Here is a 20,084-nt window from a genome sequence, read left to right on the forward strand (position 1 = left end):
AGGAGCTGGACCGCACCGAGTTCACCCAGCCCGCGATCTTCGCGCTGGAAGTGGCGCTGTACCGGCTGGTGGAGTCGTGGGGCATCCGCCCCGACCACCTCGCGGGCCACTCCATCGGTGAGATCGCGGCGGCCCACGTGGCCGGAGTCCTCTCCCTGGCCGACGCCGCGAAGCTGGTCAACGCCCGCGCCAAGCTCATGCAGGCCCTCCCGGCGGGCGGTGCGATGGTCGCGCTCCAGGCCACCGAGGACGAGGTCGCGCCGCACCTCACCGACACCGTCTCCATCGCGGCCGTCAACGGCCCGAGGGCCATCGTGCTCGCGGGCGAGGAGGCCGCTGTCGCGCAGGTGGTGGAGAAGTTCGCCGACCGCAAGTCCAAGCGCCTCGCGGTCTCGCACGCGTTCCACTCGCCGCTGATGGACCCGGTGCTGGACGACTTCCGCGAGGTCGTCACCACCCTGACCTTCCAGCAGCCCCGCATCGACCTGCTCGGCGACGTGACCGACCCGGAGTACTGGGTCACCCACGTCCGCGACACGGTCCGCTTCCACGAGGCCGTCCAGACCCTTGAGCAGCGCGGTGTGACCAAGTTCCTGGAGCTGGGCCCGGACGGCGTGCTCGCCGCGATGGCCGAGGTCCCCGTGACCCCGCTGCTGCGCAAGGACCGCTCCGAGGTCGAGTCCGTCGCCACGGCGATCGGCGCGCTGCACGTCAGCGGTGTCACGATCGACTGGACCGCGTTCTTCGGCGGGGGCACGAAGGTCCCGCTGCCCACCTACGCGTTCCAGCGCGACCGCTTCTGGCTCGACGTCGTCCCCGGCGGCGTCCGGCTCGGCGCGTCCGACCACCCGCTGCTCGGCTCCACGCTCTCGCTCGCCGACTCCGACGGCCTGGTCCTGAGCGGCCACCTCGCCCTCGACACGCACGCCTGGCTCGCCGACCACGCCGTCTCCGGCACGGTCCTGCTGCCCGGCACCGCGTTCGTCGAGCTGGCGGTCCACGCCGCCGACCAGGTCGACTGCGACCTCCTCGAAGAACTCACCCTCGAAGCCCCGCTGGTCGTGCCCGAGCACGGCGGCGTGCAGGTCCAGGTCGGCGTCAGCGGCCCGGACGGGGCGGGCCGCCGCGCCCTGACCGTCCACTCGCGGCTCGACGGCCCGTGGACCCGGCACGCCACCGGCACCCTGCTCCCGACCGCCCCCGCGACCGCGTTCGACCTGTCCGAGTGGCCGCCCGCCGGCGCCCAGCCGGTCGCCGTCGACGCCCTCTACGACAACCTCGCGTCCGTCGGCCTCGCCTACGGCCCGGTGTTCCAGGGCGCGCGGGCGGTGTGGCGGCGCGGTGACGAGGTGTTCGCCGACATCACCGTCGCCGACGACGTCACCGGCTTCGGCATCCACCCGGCCCTGCTCGACGCCACGCTGCACGCGCTCGGCGCCGTGGAGTCCGGCGGCCAGGCCAAGCTCCCCTTCGCCTGGCGCGACGTCGCCCTGCACGCCGTGGGCGCCTCGGCCGTGCGCGTCCGGCTCGCCCCGACCGGCACCGACGGCGTCTCGCTCCAGGTCGCCGACACCACCGGCGCACCGGTCGCGTCGGTCGGCTCGCTGGTGCTGCGCGAGGTCCGCGCCGCCGAACTGGCCGCCGGCTACACCGAGTCCCTGTTCCACGTCGACTGGACCGTCCTCCCGGTCGCCGACGGCACCGCCCGGATCGTCGAGGCGGCGCTGGACGCCGACCTCGCGGCGGTCGAACCCGCCGACGCCGTCCTGGTCCGCCTGACCGCCGAGACCGACGGCGCGGACGAGGTGCACGAGGCCGTGCACGCCGCCCTGCGCCTGGTGTGCGCGTGGCTGGCCGACGAGCGGTTCGCCGCGTCCCGCCTGGTGCTCGCCACCAGCGGTGTCGTCTCGGTCGACGGCGAGGACGTCACCGACGTCCCCCACAGCGCCGTGTGGGGCCTGGTCCGCTCCGCGCAGACCGAGCACCCCGACCGGTTCGTCCTGCTCGACTCCGACGGTTCCGCGGCCTCCGAGCGGGTGCTCCCCGCCGCCGTCGCCACCGGCGAGCCGCAGCTCGCCCTGCGCGACGGCGTGGTCCGCGTCGCCCGCCTGGCCCGCGGCTCCGACGTCCGCGCCGAGGTCCCCGCGCTGGACGGCACCGTGCTCATCACCGGCGCGACCGGCGGCCTCGGCGGCGTGTTCGCCAAGCACCTCGTCACGAAGTACGGCGTCCGCGACCTGCTGCTCACCTCCCGCCGCGGTCTGGACGCGCCCGGCGCGACCGACCTCGTCACCGAGCTGGAGACCCTGGGCGCGGCGGTCACGGTCGCCGCGTGCGACGCCGCCGACCGCGACGCCCTCGCCGCGCTGCTGGCCGAGCACCCGGTGTCCGCCGTGGTGCACACCGCCGGTGTGCTGGACGACGGCGTGGTCGAGGCGCTGACCCCCGAGCAGATCACCAACGTGCTGCGGCCCAAGGTCGACGGCGCGCTCAACCTGCACGAGCTGACCGCCGACCTCAAGGCGTTCATCGTCTTCTCCTCGTCGGCCTGCACGTTCGGCAACGCGGGCCAGGCCAACTACGCCGCCGCGAACGCCGTGCTGGACAACCTGGCCCGCCACCGCCGCGCGACCGGCCAGCACGGCCTCTCGCTCGCGTGGGGCCTGTGGGCCGGCACCGGCGGCATGGGCGCGACCCTCACCGACGCCGCGGTCGACCGCATGACCCGCACGGGCGTCCGCCCGCTGACCCGCGACGAGGGCCTGGCGCTGTTCGACGCGGCGTTCGCCTCCGACCAGCCGGTGCAGGTGCCCGCGCACCTGGACACGGCCGTCCTCGGTGGCCAGCCGGTCGTCCCGCCGCTGCTGCGCGGCCTGGTCCGCCCGACCCGCCGCTCCGCCCGCACCGCACCGGTCCCGGTCGCCGCGACGCTGTCCGGTGTCTCCGGCGCGGAGCTGGTCTCCATCGTCCGCCACCACGTCGCCGAGGTCCTCGGCTACGGCTCCGGCGACGACGTGGAGCCGGGCCTGGCGTTCAAGGAGCTGGGCTTCGACTCGCTCACCGCCGTGGAGCTGCGCAACCGCCTCAACGGCCACACCGGCCTGCGCCTGCCCGCCACGCTGGTCTTCGACTACCCGACGCCCGCCGCGCTCGCCGAGCACCTGCGCACCGAACTCGGCGGGGGAGCGGCCACGCCGACCACCACCGAGACCATCGTGCTCGCCGACGACGAACCCATCGCGATCGTCGGCATGGCCTGCCGCTACCCCGGCGGCATCTCCACGCCGGAAGACCTGTGGCGCCTGGTGGAGGAGGGCGCGGACGCCGTCACCGGCTTCCCGACCAACCGCGGCTGGGACCTGGCGAACCTCTACGACGCCGACCCCGACCACCCCGGCACCAGCTACGTCCGCGACGGCGGCTTCCTGCACGACGCCGCCGAGTTCGACCCGGCGTTCTTCGGCATCAGCCCGAAGGAGGCCATCGCGCTCGACCCGCAGCACCGCCTGCTGCTGGAGACCACGTGGGAGGCGTTCGAACGCGCGGGCGTCGACCCGACGTCGGTGCGCGGCAGCCGGACCGGCGTGTTCGCCGGGATCATGTACCACGACTACTCCTCCGTGGTGGAGCGCGGCACCGACGAGGTCGAGGGCTACCTCGGCACCGGCGGCAGCCTCGCGTCCGGCCGCGTGTCCTACACGTTCGGCCTGGAGGGCCCGGCCGTCACGGTCGACACCGCGTGCTCGTCGTCGCTGGTGGCGCTGCACCTCGCGGTGCAGGCGCTGCGCAACGGCGAGTGCACGCTCGCCCTCGCGGGCGGCGTCACGGTCATGGCGACCCCGGCCACGTTCGTCGGCTTCTCCCGCCAGCGCGGCCTCGCGGTCGACGGCCGCTGCAAGTCCTTCGCGGGTGCGGCGGACGGCACCGGCTGGGCCGAGGGCGCGGGCATGCTGCTCGTCGAGCGCCTGTCGGACGCCGAGCGCAACGGCCACCCGGTCCTCGCCATCGTGCGCGGGTCCGCGATCAACCAGGACGGCGCGTCCAACGGCCTCACCGCCCCCAACGGCCCGGCCCAGCGCAAGGTGATCCAGCAGGCCCTCGCCAGCGCGCGGCTGTCCACCTCGGACGTCGACGTGGTCGAGGCGCACGGCACCGGTACGAGGCTCGGTGACCCGATCGAGGCCCAGGCCCTCCTCGCCACCTACGGCCAGGGCCGGGAAACCCCGCTGCTGCTGGGTTCCATCAAGTCCAACATCGGCCACTCGCAGGCCGCCGCCGGTGTCGCGGGCATCATCAAGGTCGTCGAGGCCATGCGCCACGGCGTCGTCCCGAAGACGCTGCACGTCGACGCCCCCACCTCCGAGGTCGACTGGACCGCCGGTTCGGTCGAGCTGACCACCGAGGCCCGCCCGTGGCCGACGGTCGACCGCCCCCGCCGCGCGGGTGTCTCCTCGTTCGGCATCAGCGGCACCAACGCCCACGTGATCATCGAACAACCACCGGCCGTGGTGATCGAGGCTCAGCAGGTGGAGGACTCCCCCCGTCCGCTGGTCCTCTCCGCTCGCACACCCGCAGCCCTGCGCGGCCAGGCCCTCGCGCTCGCCGCGCACGTCGAGGCGCACCCGGAGCTGGACCTCCTCGACATCGGCCACTCCCTGCTCACCCGCTCGCGCCACGAGCACCGCGCGGTCGTCGTCGCCCACGACCGCGAGCAGGTCCTCCGCGACCTGGCCGCGCTCGGCCGCGGCGAGTCGACCACGACGACCGGCAGGACCGCGTTCCTGTTCACCGGCCAGGGCTCCCAGCGCCTCGGCATGGGCCGCGAGCTGTACGACTCGGTGCCCGTGTTCGCACGCGCGTTCGACGAGGTCCGCGCCCACTTCGACCTCCCGCTGAGGGACGTCGTGTTCGGCACCGACGCCGACGCGCTCGACCAGACCGCCGTCACGCAGCCCGCGCTGTTCGCCCTGGAAGTCGCCCTGTTCCGCACCCTGGAGCACTGGGGGATGACCCCGGACGTCGTCGCGGGCCACTCCGTCGGCGAGATCGCCGCCGCCCACGTGGCCGGTGTGCTGTCCCTGGAGGACGCCGCCGTGCTGGTGGAGTCCCGCGGCAGGCTCATGCAGGCCCTGCCGACCGGCGGCGCGATGGTCGCGTTGCAGGCCACCGAGGACGAGGTCACGCCGCACCTCACCGACCTCGTCTCACTGGCCGCCATCAACGGTCCGAACTCCGTGGTCGTCGCGGGCGACGAGAACGCCGTCGCCGCGGTGGTCGAGCGGTTCGCCGACCGCAAGTCCAAGCGCCTCGGCGTCTCGCACGCGTTCCACTCGCCGCTGATGGACCCGATGCTGGACGACTTCCGCGCCGTGGTCGCGAAGCTGACCTTCCACGAGCCGAAGATCGCCCTCCTCGGCGAGGTGACCGACCCGGAGCACTGGGTGCGGCACGTCCGGGAGGCTGTCCGTTTCGCCGACACCATGACGACCCTCGAAGCCCGGGGCGTCACGACGTTCGTGGAACTGGGCCCGGACGGCGTGCTGGCCGCGATGGCCGACGCGCCCGTCATCCCGGTGCTGCGCAAGGACCGCCCCGAACTCGCCACGCTGCTCTCCGCCGTCGGCAACGCCTACGCGGCCGGTGCCGACGCGGACTGGGCGCGGCTGCTCACGGGTGGCCGCCTGGTCGACCTGCCCACCTACGCCTTCCAGCGCAAGAACTACTGGCCCACCGCCGGGTTCGCCTTCGGCGACGTCACGTCCGTCGGCCAGGGCGACGCGGACCACCCGCTGCTCGGCGCGGCCGTCGCGCTGCCCGAGGGCCAGCTCTTCACCGCCCGGCTGTCCGCCACCACGCACGCCTGGCTCGCGGACCACGTCGTCGCGGGCACGGTCCTGGTGCCCGGCACCGCGTTCGTCGAGATGGCGCTCCGCGCGGGCGCCGAGGTCGGCTGCGACCTCCTCGAAGAACTCACCCTCGAAGCGCCGCTCGCCCTGCACGACGCCGTTCAGCTGCGGTTGGCGCTGGAGGAGCCCGCCGCCGACGGCCGCCGCGCGCTCACCGTGCACTCGCGGCCCGAGGGCGACGACGAGCCGTGGGTCCGCCACGCCACCGGAACCCTGCTCCCGCAGGCCCCGTCCGCCGCGTTCAGCCTGGCCGAGTGGCCGCCGTCCGGTGCCGAAGCCGTCGCGGTGGACGACGTCTACTCCTCCCTGGCCGCCGCCGGTCTGGAGTACGGCCCGGCGTTCCAGGGCCTGAAGGCCGCGTGGCGCAGGGGCGACGACGTCTACGCCGAGGTCGCGCTCGACGCCGCCGCGGACCGCTTCGGCCTGCACCCGGCCCTGTTCGACTCCGTCCTGCACTCGTTGTCGCTGGGCGCGACCAGCGGCAGGACCCGGCTCCCGTTCGCGTGGCGCGGCATCGCGCTGCACGCCGTCGGCGCCACCGCCCTGCGCGTCCACGTCTCCCCGACGGGCACCGACGGTGTCGCGCTGGAGATCGCCGACGGCACCGGCGCACCCGTCGCCACGGTGGACTCGCTGGTGCTGCGGGAGTTCACGCCCGACCAGCTCGGCTCCACCGTCGCCCGCTCGCTCTACCAGGTCGACTGGATCCCGGTCACCGGCGGCGGGCACGCGGACGCCGTGGTCGCCGAGATCACCGCCGACTCCGTCTCCGGCTCGGTGCACCAGGCCCTCGCCTCGATCCGCACCTGGCTCGCCGAGGACCACGGCACCGACCGCCTGGTGTTCCTGACGAAGAACGCCGTGGCCGTCGACCGCGAGGACGTGACCGACCTGGCCGGTGCCGCCGTGCGCGGCCTGGTCCGGTCGGCGCAGACCGAGAACCCCGACCGCTTCGTGCTGGTCGACCACGACGGCGCGGTCGACGTGGCCGCCGCCGTCGCGACCGGCGAACCCGAGGTCGCTGTTCGCGGCGGCGCGCTGTTCGCGCCCCGCCTCGCCCGCGCCACCGCCAACCCCGACAAGCGCCTCAACCTCCACGGCACCGTCCTGGTCACGGGCGCGACCGGCAGCCTCGGCGCGGTCTTCGCCAGGCACCTGGTGACCTCCTACGGCGTCCGCGACCTGCTGCTCACCTCCCGCCGCGGCCCGGACGCCCCCGGTGCCGCCGAACTGCGGGACGAGCTGGTCGCGCTCGGCGCGTCGGTGGAGATCGTCGCCTGCGACGTGGCCGACCGCGCCGCGGTGAAGAACCTGCTGGACGACCGCGCGGTCACCGCCGTCGTGCACACCGCCGGTGTGCTGGACGACGCCACGATCGCCTCGCTCACCCCCGAGCAGGTCGACAGCGTCCTGCGCCCCAAGGTCGACGCGGTCCGCAACCTGCACGAGCTGACCGCCGACCTGTCCGCGTTCGTCGTCTTCTCCTCGGCCGCGGGCACGTTCGGCAACGCGGGCCAGGGCAACTACGCCGCCGCCAACGCCTACCTGGACGCGCTGGTCCAGCACCGGGTCGCCCTGGGCGAGCCCGCGCTGTCGCTGGCGTGGGGCCTGTGGGAGGACACCGGCGGCATGACCGGCGACACCGAGCGGCTCAGCCGCGGCGGCGTCACGGCCCTGACGACCGCCGAGGGCCTGGAGCTGTTCGACCTCGCCGCGTCGACCGGCACCCCGGTCGTCGTCCCGATGCACCTCAACACCGCCGCCCTCGCGGGCACGACCGTCAGCCCGCTGCTGCGCGGCCTGGTCCGCACGCCCCGGCGCGCGGCCTCCGCCGCCACGGGTGACGCCGGTCTGCTGACCAGGCTGGCCGGTCTGACCGCCGACGCCCGGGCCGACCTGCTGCTGGACCTGGTCCGCGGCCAGGCCGCCGACGTGCTCGGCTACGACGGCGCGTCCGACGTCGACGCCGACCGCTCGTTCCGCGAGCTGGGCTTCGACTCGCTGACCGCCGTCGAGCTGCGCAACCGGATCACCGCCGCGACCGGCCTGCGGCTGTCCGCGACGCTGGTGTTCGACTACCCGTCCCCGACCGCGCTGGTCGAGCACCTGCGCGCCGAACTGGGCGGCACGGCCGCCGCCGTCACCGGGCCGGTCCGCACCAACGCCACGGACGACGAGCCGATCGCGATCGTCGGCATCGGCTGCCGCTTCCCCGGTGGCGTCACCAGCCCCGAGGACCTGTGGACGCTGCTGGCCGACGGCCGCGACGCCGTGGGCGGCTTCCCGACCGACCGCGGCTGGGACGTCGAGAACCTGTACCACCCGGACCCCGACCACCAGGGCACGTCGTACTCCCGCGAGGGCGGGTTCCTCTACGGCGCGGCCGAGTTCGACCCGGCGTTCTTCGGCATCAACCCGAAGGAAGCCCTCGCGATGGACCCGCAGCAGCGGCTGCTGCTGAAGACCTCGTGGGAGGCGTTCGAGCGCGCGGGCATCGACCCGACCACCCTGCGCGGCAGCCGGACCGGCGTGTTCGCCGGCGTGATGTACCACGACTACGCGTCGCGGCTGCGGTCCGTGCCGGACGGCATCGAGGGCTACCTCGGCACCGGCAGCTCGGGCAGCGTCATCTCCGGCCGCGTGTCCTACACGTTCGGCCTGGAGGGCCCGGCGGTCACGGTCGACACGGCGTGCTCGTCGTCGTTGGTGGCCCTGCACCTGGCGGTGCAGGCGCTGCGGTCCGGTGAGTGCTCGCTGGCGCTGGCCGGTGGCGTCACGGTGATGGCCACGCCCGGCACGTTCATCGGCTTCAGCCGCCAGCGCGGTCTCGCCGCCGACGGCCGCTGCAAGGCGTTCTCCGCCGACGCCGACGGCACGGGCTGGGGCGAGGGCGCGGGCATGCTGCTCGTCGAACGCCTCTCCGACGCCCGCGCCAACGGCCACCCGGTCCTCGCGATCGTGCGCGGCTCGGCCGTCAACCAGGACGGTGCGTCCAACGGCCTCACCGCCCCGAACGGGCCGTCGCAGCAGCGGGTCATCCGCCAGGCCCTCTCCAACGCCGGTCTGTCCACGACGGACGTCGACGCGGTGGAGGCGCACGGCACCGGCACCTCGCTGGGAGACCCGATCGAGGCCCAGGCGCTCCTCGCCACCTACGGCCAGGACCGCGAGACCCCGCTGCTGCTGGGGTCCATCAAGTCCAACCTCGGCCACACGCAGGCCGCGGCGGGTGTCGCGGGCATCATCAAGATGGTCATGGCCCTGCGCCACGGCGTGCTGCCGAAGACGCTGCACGTCGGCGAGCCGTCGCCGCACGTCGACTGGACCGCGGGCGCGGTCGAGCTGCTGACCGAGCCGACCCCGTGGCCGTCGGGCGACCGCCCGCGCCGCGCCGCCGTCTCCTCGTTCGGCATTTCCGGCACCAACGCCCACACGATCGTCGAACAAGCGCCAGAAGAGGTTCCGACGCAGGTCGGTGACGACGTCACGATGCCGTGGGTGGTGTCGGCGAAGACCGCCGCGGCGCTCCAGGCGCAGACCGAGAAGCTGCGCGACCACGTGGCCGACCACCCCGAGCGCTCGCTGGACGTGGCGTTCTCGCTGGCCACCAGCCGGGCGGCGTTCGAGCACCGCGCGGTGCTGGTCGACGGCGAAGTCGTCGCCACCGGCTCCGCCGGAGGCAAGCTGGCCGTCCTGTTCACCGGCCAGGGTTCGCAGCGGCTCGGCATGGGCCGTGAGCTGTACGACCGGTTCCCGGTGTTCGCCGCCGCCTTCGACGCGGTCTGCGCCGAGCTGGACGTGCCGGTGCAGGAGGTCGTGTTCGGCATCGACGCGAAGGCGCTCAACGAGACCGGCACCACCCAGCCCGCCCTGTTCGCGCTGGAAGTGGCGCTGTACCGGCTCTTCGAGCACTGGGGCGTCAAGCCCGACTTCCTGGCGGGCCACTCCATCGGCGAGATCGCCGCCGCCCACGTGGCCGGTGTGCTGTCGCTGGAGGACGCGGCCAAGCTCGTCTCCGCGCGCGGCCGTCTGATGCAGGCCCTTCCGGCCGGTGGCGCGATGGTCGCGTTGCAGGCCACCGAGGACGAGGTCACGCCCCACCTGACCGAGCTGGTCTCCATCGCCGCCGTCAACGGCCCGGACGCCGTCGTCATCGCGGGCGACGAGGACGCGGTGCGGGAGGTCGTGGACGGCTTCCCCGACCGGAAGTCCAAGCGCCTGGCCGTGTCGCACGCGTTCCACTCGCCGCTGATGGACCCGATGCTGGACGACTTCCGCGCGGTGGTCGAAACCCTGACCTTCAACGACCCGACGATCGCGCTGCTGGGCGAGGTCACCGACCCGGAGCACTGGGTCCGCCACGTCCGCGAGGCGGTCCGGTTCGCCGAGACCGTCACGACCCTGGAGGCCAGGGGCGTGAGGACGTTCCTGGAGCTGGGCCCGGACGGCACGCTCTCCGCGATGGGCGCCGAGTCCGTCACGAACGCGGTGCTGGTCCCGGCGCTCCGCAAGGACCGCCCGGAGACCAAGACCCTGTTCCACGCCCTCGGCACGGCCTACAGCCGTGGCGCGAGGGTCGACTGGACCGCGTTCTTCGCGGGCACCGACGCCCGCCGCGTCGAGCTGCCGACCTACGCCTTCACCGACGAGCGCTACTGGCTCGACGAGGGCTCGGCCCCCGTCGGCGCGGGCCTCACGCCCAGCGGCCACCCGCTGCTCGGCGGCGGCATCGACCTGCCCGACTCCGACAGCCACCTCTACACCTCCCTCCTCACCAGGGACGGCCTGCCGTGGCTGGTCGACCACGCGGTCGGCGGCACGGTCCTGCTGCCCGGCACGGCGTTCGTCGAACTCGCGGTCCGCGCGGGCGAGGAGGTCGGCTGCCCGGTCGTGGAGGAGCTGACCCTGGCCGCACCGCTGGTCCTGCCGGAGCACGGCGGCGTGCGGGTGCAGGTCGTCGTCGGCGGCCCCGACGCCGACGAGCGGCGGACGTTCACCGTCCACTCGCGACTCGACGACGAGCCGTGGACCCGGCACGCGACCGGGGTGCTCGCCACGACCGGCGCTCCCGCCGACGGCGGCCTGGACGTGTGGCCCCCGGTCGACGCCCTGCCGGTCGACGTCAGCGGCCTCTACGACGGCTTCGCCGCCATCGGCCTGGAGTACGGCCCGGCGTTCCAGGGCGTCCGGGCCGCGTGGCGCACGGACGGCGAGGTCTACGCCGAGATCGCCGTCGACGAGGACGTGTCCTCCTACGCCCTCCACCCCGCGCTGCTGGACGCGTGCCTGCACGCGGTCGGCGTCGGCGACTTCTTCGAGAACACCGGCCAGGCCCGCCTCCCGTTCGCCTGGGAGGGCGTCCGGGTGCACGCCGTCGGCGCGTCCGCGCTGCGGATCCGGATGGCGGGGGCGGGCACCGACGCGGTGACGCTGGAGATCGCCGACCAGACCGGCGCACCGGTCGCGTCGGTCGCGTCGCTGGTGCTGCGGCCGATGGCCACCGACCAGCTCGGCGGCGGCTTCACCCGCTCGCTGTTCCGGGTCGACCAGACCGCCATCCCGACCCCGGCCACGGCCGTCGCGAAGCTCGCGGTGCTCGGTTCGGACGACCTGAAGCTGGCCCAGGCGCTGGACATCCCGGTGCACGCCGCGCTCGCCGAGGTCGGCGACGTGGACGCGCTGCTCGTGTCGTGGGTGCCCGACCTGAGCGTCGGCGGCGGTCTCGCCGGAGCCACCAGGACCGGTGTCCAGGAGGCGCTCGACCTGGCGCGGGCGTGGATCACCGCCGACCGCGACGCCCGACTGGTGTTCGTCACCAGGGCGGACGACTTCGCGGGCGCCGCGGTGCAGGGCCTCATCCGCTCGGCGCAGGCCGAGAACCCGGACCGCTTCGCCCTGGTGGACATCGACGACCACGAGGACTCGGTCCGCGCGCTCGGCGCCGCCCTCGCCACCGGCGAGCCGCAGGTGTCGATCCGCGAGGGAGCCCTCCGGGCTCCGCGCCTGGCCCGCGTGGCCGCCGTCGAAGCCCCGAAGCCGGAGTTCCGCGAAGGTGGCACGGTCCTGATGACCGGCGCGACCGGCGCGCTCGGCGCGGTGTTCGCGAAGCACCTGGTGACGGAGTACGGCGTCACCAAGCTCCTGCTCACCAGCAGGCGCGGCCCGGACGCGCCCGGCGCGCTGGACCTGCGCGACGAGCTGCGGACGCTCGGCGCGGCCGTGGACGTCGTCGCCTGCGACGTGGCCGACCGCGACGCGCTGGCCCCGCTGCTGGCCGAGCACCAGGTCACGGCCGTGGTGCACGCGGCGGGCGTGCTGGACGACGGCATCCTCACCTCGCTCACCCCCGAGCGGCTGGAGAAGGTGCTGCGCCCCAAGGTGGACGCCGCGCTGAACCTGCACGAGCTGACCGGAGACCTGGACGCGTTCGTCCTGTTCTCCTCCGCCGCGGGCACGTTCGGCAACCCCGGCCAGGCCAACTACGCCGCCGCCAACGCCTTCCTCGACGCGCTGGCCCAGCACCGACGTGCACGGGGCGAGCCCGCCCTGTCGCTCGGCTGGGGCCTGTGGGAGGACACCGGCGGCATGACCGCCGACTCCGCGCGGCTCGGCACGGCACTGTCCGAAGAGGAGGGTGTGGCGCTGTTCGACACCGCGCTCGCGGGCCCGGACGCCGCGCTCGTGCCCATGCACCTCGACACCTCCGCCCTCGGCGACCGGGTGCCCGCGCTGCTCAGCGGACTCGTCCGCAAGCCGGTGCGCCGCGCCACCGCCGCCGAGGCCGCTCCGGGGGAGTCGCTCGGCAAGAAGATCGCCGGACTCTCCGACGGAGACCGGGACCAGGTGCTGCTCGACGTCGTCCGCTCGCACGTGGCGAGCGCGCTCGGCCTGCCCGGACCCGACTCCGTCGACGAGCACCGCACGTTCCAGGAGATGGGCTTCGACTCGCTCAGCGCCGTGGAACTGCGCAACGGACTGAACGCCGCGACCGGGCTGAAGCTGCCCGCGACGCTGGTGTTCGACTACCCGACCCCGGCCGCGCTGGTGGACCAGCTGCGGATCGAGGTCGTGCCCGACACACCCGCCGGAGCGCCGCTCTCGCTGGGTGATCTCGATCGACTGTCCGCCGAACTCATCGAACTGGGCCGGGACGAGGCCGCGCGTGCGCGGATCACCGAACGGTTGCAAGCGGTTTTGGCCGGACTGGCGGCGCCGGAATCCGAGAACGCGGATCTGGACGCGGCCACCGACGACGAACTCTTCGACCTGCTCGACCAGGAGCTGATGTGACGATGGACAACGAGGAGAAGCTGAGGGATTACCTCAAGCGCGCGACCGCGGACCTGCGCACGGTCCGGAAGCGCTTGAAGGAGGTCGAGGAGGCTGACCACGAGCCCATCGCCATCATCGGCATGGGCTGCCGGTACCCCGGCGGCGTCACGAGCCCGGAAGACCTGTGGGACCTGGTGACCGGTCAGCGGGACGCGATCTCCCCGCTGCCGACCGACCGCGGCTGGGACATCGACGGCCTGTTCGGCGACGACCCCGAGGCCACGAACCAGAGCTACGTGGCCAAGGGCGGGTTCCTCTACGACGCCGCCGAGTTCGACCCGGCGTTCTTCGGCATCTCGCCCCGCGAGGCCCTGGCGATGGACCCCCAGCAGCGCCTGCTGCTGGAGACCTCGTGGGAGGCGTTCGAGCGCGCGGGCATCGACCCGGCCACGGTCAAGGGCAGCAAGACCGGCGTCTACGCCGGGGTGATGTACCACGACTACTCCACCGGGCTGACCGAGATCCCGGAGGAGATCGGCGGCTACCTGAGCACCGGCACCGCGGGCAGCGTCGCGTCCGGCCGCGTCGCCTACACGCTCGGCCTGGAGGGCCCGGCCGTCACGATCGACACGGCGTGCTCCTCCTCGCTGGTCGCCCTGCACTGGGCGATCCAGGCCCTGCGCTCCGGCGAGTGCACCCTGGCGCTGGCCGGTGGCGTCACGATCATGGCCACGCCCGGCACGTTCATCGAGTTCTCCCGCCAGAAGGGCCTCGCGGGCGACGGGCGCTGCAAGGCGTTCGCCGCCGCCGCCGACGGCACGGGCTGGGGCGAGGGCGCCGGGATGCTGCTCGTGGAGCGGCTGTCCGAGGCCCAGCGCCTCGGACACCCGATCCTCGCGGTCATCAAGGGCTCCGCGATCAACCAGGACGGCGCGTCCAACGGCCTCACCGCCCCCAACGGCCCGTCGCAGCGCCGCGTCATCCAGTCCGCGCTCGCCGACGCCGGTCTCACCACCCGCCAGGTCGACCTGGTCGAGGCGCACGGCACCGGCACCAAGCTGGGCGACCCCATCGAGGCGCAGGCCCTGCTGGCCACCTACGGCCAGGACCGCCAGGAACCGCTGCGGCTCGGGTCGATCAAGTCGAACTTCGGCCACACGCAGGCCGCCGCCGGTGTCGCCGGTGTCATCAAGATGGTCATGGCCGTCCGCAACGGCGTCATGCCGAAGACGCTGCACGTCGACGAGCCGTCCCCGCACATCGACTGGTCCGCGGGCGCCGTCGAGCTGCTGACCGAGGAGCGCGCCTGGCCGGAGACCGGCGAACCGCGCCGCGCGGCCGTGTCCTCCTTCGGCTTCAGCGGCACCAACGCCCACACGATCATCGAGCAGGCGCCAGTGGCCGAGGAGGCCGCCGAGCGGACCCCCAAGTCCGGTGTCCTGCCGTGGGTGCTGTCGGCTCGCGGTGAGACGGCGCTGCGTGCCCGGGCCGCCCAGCTCCGCGACCACCTGGCCGACAACGCGGACGTGCCGGTCGCCGACCTCGGCTACTCGCTGGCCACGACCCGGTCCCGCTTCCCGCACCGCGCCGTCCTGATCGGCCGCGAGCGCGCCGACTTCGCGCTCGACGCGCTCGCCGACGGCGAGGTCAGCGCGGACGTGGTCGAGGGCGTCGCGGACGTGCGCGGCAAGGTCGCCTTCGTCTTCCCCGGCCAGGGCTCGCAGTGGGTCGGCATGGCCCTCGAACTCCTCGACGACAACGAGGTCTTCCGCAGCCGCATGGCCGAGTGCGAGGCGGCCCTGTCGTCCTACGTGGACTGGTCGCTCATCGCCGTGCTGCGCGAGGAGGACGGCGCTCCCGGCTTCGACCGGGTCGACGTCGTCCAGCCCGCGCTGTGGGCCGTGATGGTGTCGCTGGCCCAGGTCTGGCGCTCCTACGGCGTCACGCCCGCCGCCGTCGTCGGCAGCTCGCAGGGCGAGATCGCCGCCGCGTGCGTCGCGGGCGCGCTGTCGCTGGACGACGCCGCGCGCGTCGTCGCGCTGCGCAGCCAGGCCCTCGGCGCGCTGTCCGGCCTCGGCGGCATGGTGTCCGTCGCTCTCCCGTCGGCGAAGACCCGCGAGCTGCTGGTCCGCTGGGACGGCAAGCTCTCCGTCGCCACGGTCAACGGCCCGCGCGCCACCGTCGTCTCCGGAGACAACGACGCCCTGGACGAGCTGGTCGCCGCGTGCGACGCCGACGGCGTGCGCGCCAAGCGGATCGCCGTGGACTACGCCTCGCACTCCGCCCACGTCGAGATCATCCGCGAGCGCCTTGCCGAGCTGCTCGGGCCGGTCGCGCCGATGGCGGGCGAGATCCCGTTCTACTCCACCGTCACCGGCAGGCCGATCGACGGCACCGAGCTGGGCTCGGAGTACTGGTACACCAACCTCCGCCAGACCGCCGAGTTCGAGCTGGGCGTGCGCGCCCTGGTCGAGCGCGGCCACCGGTTCTTCCTGGAGATGAGCCCGCACCCCGTCCTCGCGATGGGCGTGCAGGACATCGTCGACGACCTCGGCACCGAGGCCGTCGTCATCGGCTCGCTGCGCCGCGGTGAAGGCGGCCCGACCCGGCTGCTCACCTCGCTGGCGCAGGCCCACGTGCGCGGTCTGCCGCTCGACTGGGACGCCGTGTTCGCCGGGTACGGCGCCCGCGCGGTCGAACTGCCCACCTACCCGTTCCAGCGCCAGCCGTTCTGGCTCGACACCAGCGGTTCCGGCTACGGCGACGTCACGTCGGCCGGTCTCGGCGTCACCGACCACGCCCTGCTCGGCGCGGCCGTCGCGCTGCCCGACTCCGCCGGTTACCTGTTCACCGGCAGGCTCTCCCAGCGCACGCACCCGTGGCTCGCCGACCACCGCGTGTCCGACGCGGTCCTGCTGCCCGGCACGGCGTTCGTGGAGCTCGCGATCCGCGCGGGCGACCAGGTCGGCTGCGGTGTCGTGGACGAGCTGACCCTGGAAGCCCCGCTGGTGCTGGGCGACACCGACGCCGTCGTGGTGCGGGTCGTCCTGGAGGCCCCGGACGAGACCGGCCTGCGCGGCGTCGCCGTGTACTCCCGGATCGAGTTCGCGGACGACGACGAGCCGTGGACCCGGCACGCCACCGGCACCCTGGCCGCCGACGGGGGAGCGGCCCCCGCCGACCTCACCGCGTGGCCGCCGTCCGGCGCCGAGGTGATCGACACCAGCGGCCTGTACGACGGGCTCGCCGGGATCGGTCTCGGCTACGGACCCACGTTCCGCGGCCTGCGCGCCGCGTGGCGCTCCGGCGACGAGGTGTTCGCCGAGGTCGCCCTGCCCGAGAGCGCGAAGGTCGTCGGCTTCGGCCTGCACCCCGCGCTGCTGGACGCCGCCCTGCACGCCGTCGGCCTCGGCTCGTTCATCGAGGTCACGGACATGCCGTGGCTCCCGTTCACCTGGACCGGCACGCGGCTCGACGCCGCGGGCGCGACCGCGCTGCGGGTCCGGATCTCCCCGGTCGGCACCGGTTCGGTGTCGGTCGTCGTGGCCGACGAGACCGGCAGGCCCGTCGCGTCGGTCGAGGAACTGGTGCTGCGGCCCGTGTCCCAGCAGGCCACCGCCGGACCCACCACGGGCCGGTCGCTGTTCCGGGTCGACTGGCAGGTCCTGCCGCTCGACGCCGTCGAGACCCCACTGGAAGAGGTGCCCGATGTTGATGTGGTTCCCGTTGCGCTCCCAGCGTCTGACGCAGGCGCCGTTCACGCAGCCGTTCACGCCGTCCTCGCGCAGGCGCAGGACCGCCTTGCCGGTGAATCCCGTGCTGTCCTCCTCACGGGCGGCGGTGACCCCCTCGCGGCCGCGGCTGTCCGAGGCCTGATCCGCTCCGCCCAGACCGAGAACCCCGACCGGTTCGTCCTCGTCGACTCCGACGGCACGGAGGCGTCCACCCGGATGCTGACCGCCGCCGTCGAGTCGGGCGAGCCCGAACTGGAGCTGCGCGACGGCGTCGTGCGGGTGCCCCGCCTGACCCGCGCGGCCGTGTCCACCGCGGACGGGCCCGCGTTCCGCGCCGACGGCCGGGTCCTGCTGACCGGTGCGACCGGCGTGCTGGGCGCGCTGCTGGCCCGCCACCTCGTGACCGAGCACGGCGTCCGCGACCTGCTGCTCACCTCCCGCCGGGGCCTGGACGCGCCCGGTGCCGCCGAGCTGCGGGACGAGCTGGTCGGACTCGGGGCCGCGGTCACCGTGGCCGCGTGCGACGCCGCCGACCGCGACGCCCTGGCCGCACTGCTGGCCGAGCACCCGGTCACGTCCGTCGTGCACACGGCCGGGGTGCTGGACGACGGCGTGCTGTCGTCGCTCACGCCCGAGCGGCTGGACACCGTGCTGCGGCCCAAGGTCGACGCGGTGCTCAACCTGGACGAGCTGGCCGGGGAGGTGGAGAACTTCATCCTGTTCTCCTCCGCGGCCGGTACGTTCGGCAACGCGGGCCAGGCCAACTACGCCGCCGCCAACTCGTTCGTCGACGCCTTCGCCCGCCACCGCCGCGACCGGGGCGAGCCCGCCCTGTCGCTCGCGTGGGGCCTGTGGGAGCAGGCCAGCGAGATGACCGGCGACATGGCCGACGCCGACCGCGGTCGGGTCTCCGGCGGTGTCGGCGGGCTGACCTCCGGCGAGGGCCTGGCGCTGTTCGACGCCACGCTCGCCTCCACCGAGCCCGTGCTCGTGGCCATGCACCTCGACACCGCCGCCCTGCGCGGCGCGGGCGCGTCCGTTCCGCCGCTGCTGCGCGGGTTCACCCGCGCGCCCGGCAGGCGCACCGCGTCCGCCGCCGACCAGGCCGCCGCGTCCGGGCTCGCGCAGAAGCTCGCCGCGCTGCCGGAGGCCGGGCGGACCGCACTGCTGGCCGACCTGGTCCGCACGCACGTCACGGCGGTGCTCGGCTTCGCGTCCACGGACACCGTCGACACCTCGAAGGCGTTCCGGGAGCTGGGTTTCGACTCGCTGACCGCCGTCGAGCTGCGCAACCGGATCAACGCCGCCACCGGGCTCAAGCTGCCCGCCACGCTGGTGTTCGACTACCCGACCACCGACGTCCTGGTCGAGCACCTGCGCGGCAAGCTCGTCGGTGACGGCGCGGGCGCGGTGGCCGTGCGCGCCGCGACCTCCGTCGACGACGACCAGATCGCCATCATCGCGATGAGCTGCCGCTTCCCCGGCGGCGTCACGACCCCGGAGGACCTGTGGGACCTCCTGGCGAACGGCCGCGACGCCATCGGCGGCTTCCCGACCGACCGCGGCTGGAACATCGACTACCTGACCCTGGCCAGCAACGCGGCCGAGGGCGGGTTCCTCTACGACGCCAGCGAGTTCGACCCGGCGTTCTTCGGCATCAACCCGCGTGAGGCCCTCGCCATGGACCCCCAGCAGCGCCTGCTGCTGGAGACCTCGTGGGAGGCGTTCGAGCGGGCCGGGATCGACCCCACCACGTTGCGCGGCAGCCAGACCGGCGTGTTCGCCGGGATGATGTACCACGACTACGGCACGCGCCTGACGTCGTTGCCCGAGGAGGTCGGCGGCTACTTCGGCACCGGCACCGCGGGCAGCGTCGCGTCCGGCCGCATCGCCTACACGCTGGGTCTCGAAGGCCCGGCCGTCACGGTCGACACCGCGTGCTCGTCGTCGCTGGTGGCGCTGCACCTGGCCGCCCAGGCGCTGCGCTCCGGCGAGTGCTCGCTGGCGGTGGCCGGTGGCGTCACGGTCATGGCGACCCCCGGCACGTTCGTCGAGTTCAGCACCCAGGGCGCGATGGCCCCCGACTCGCGCTGCAAGCCGTTCGCCGCCGCCGCCGACGGGTCGAGCTGGGGCGAGGGCGCGGGGATGCTCGTCATCGAGCGCCTCGCCGACGCCCGCGCCAACGGCCACCCGGTGCTCGCCATCCTGCGCGGCACGGCCGTGAACCAGGACGGCGCCTCGAACGGCCTCACCGCGCCGAACGGTCCGTCGCAGCAGCGGGTCATCCGCCAGGCGCTCGCCAACTCCGGTCTGTCCACCTCGGACGTCGACGCGGTCGAGGCGCACGGCACCGGCACGAAGCTGGGCGACCCCATCGAGGCGCAGGCGCTGCTGGAGACCTACGGGCAGAACCGCTCGACCCCCGTGCTGCTGGGCGCGGTCAAGTCCAACCTCGGCCACACGCAGGCCGCGGCAGGCGTGGCCGGTGTGATCAAGATGGTCATGGCGATGCGGCACGGCGTGATGCCGAAGACGCTGCACGTGGACGCGCCCTCCCCGCACGTCGACTGGACGTCCGGCTCGGTCGAGCTGGTCACCGAACCGACGCCGTGGCCGGAGAGCGGTCGCGTCCGCCGGTCGGCCGTGTCGTCGTTCGGCATCAGCGGCACCAACGCCCACGTGGTGCTGGAGCACGTCGCTCCGGTCGAGGTCGAGGCCGCCGCCGAGTGGTCGACGCTGCCGTGGCTGCTGTCGGGCAAGACGCCGGAGGCGGTGTCGGCCCAGGCCGACAAGCTCAAGGCGCACCTGGTCGCGAACCCCGGCGTGCGGCCGGTCGACGTGGCGTTCTCGCTGGCCACCAGCCGCACGCTGCTCGACCACCGCGCCGCCGTCGTCGCCGCTGACCGCGACGAGCTGCTGACCGCGCTGGACGCGCCCGCGTCCGGCACCGCGGTGGCCGGGAAGCTCGCCTTCCTGTTCACCGGTCAGGGTTCGCAGCGCGCGGGCATGGGTCGTGAGCTGTACGCGGCCTACCCGGTGTTCGCGAAGGCGTTCGACGAGGTCGCCGCGCTGGTGGACGTGCGGGACACCCAGGAGGAGCTGGACCGCACCGAGTTCACCCAGCCCGCGATCTTCGCGCTGGAAGTGGCGCTGTACCGGCTGGTGGAGTCGT

2 protein-coding genes are annotated in these 20,084 nt (G+C 74.1%); both read left to right on the forward strand.

What is annotated here, in order from left to right:
- On the forward strand, nucleotides 1-13,196 hold a 13,196-nt coding region (locus tag AC156L_RS34115), incomplete at its 5' end, for an SDR family NAD(P)-dependent oxidoreductase (protein ID WP_484407615.1).
- A gap of 2 nt (nucleotides 13,197-13,198) precedes the next feature.
- Nucleotides 13,199-20,084: type I polyketide synthase (locus AC156L_RS34120; RefSeq protein ID WP_484407616.1), on the forward strand; the 6,886-nt coding region annotated here is incomplete at its 3' end.

The organism is Umezawaea sp. (assembly GCF_057122925.1).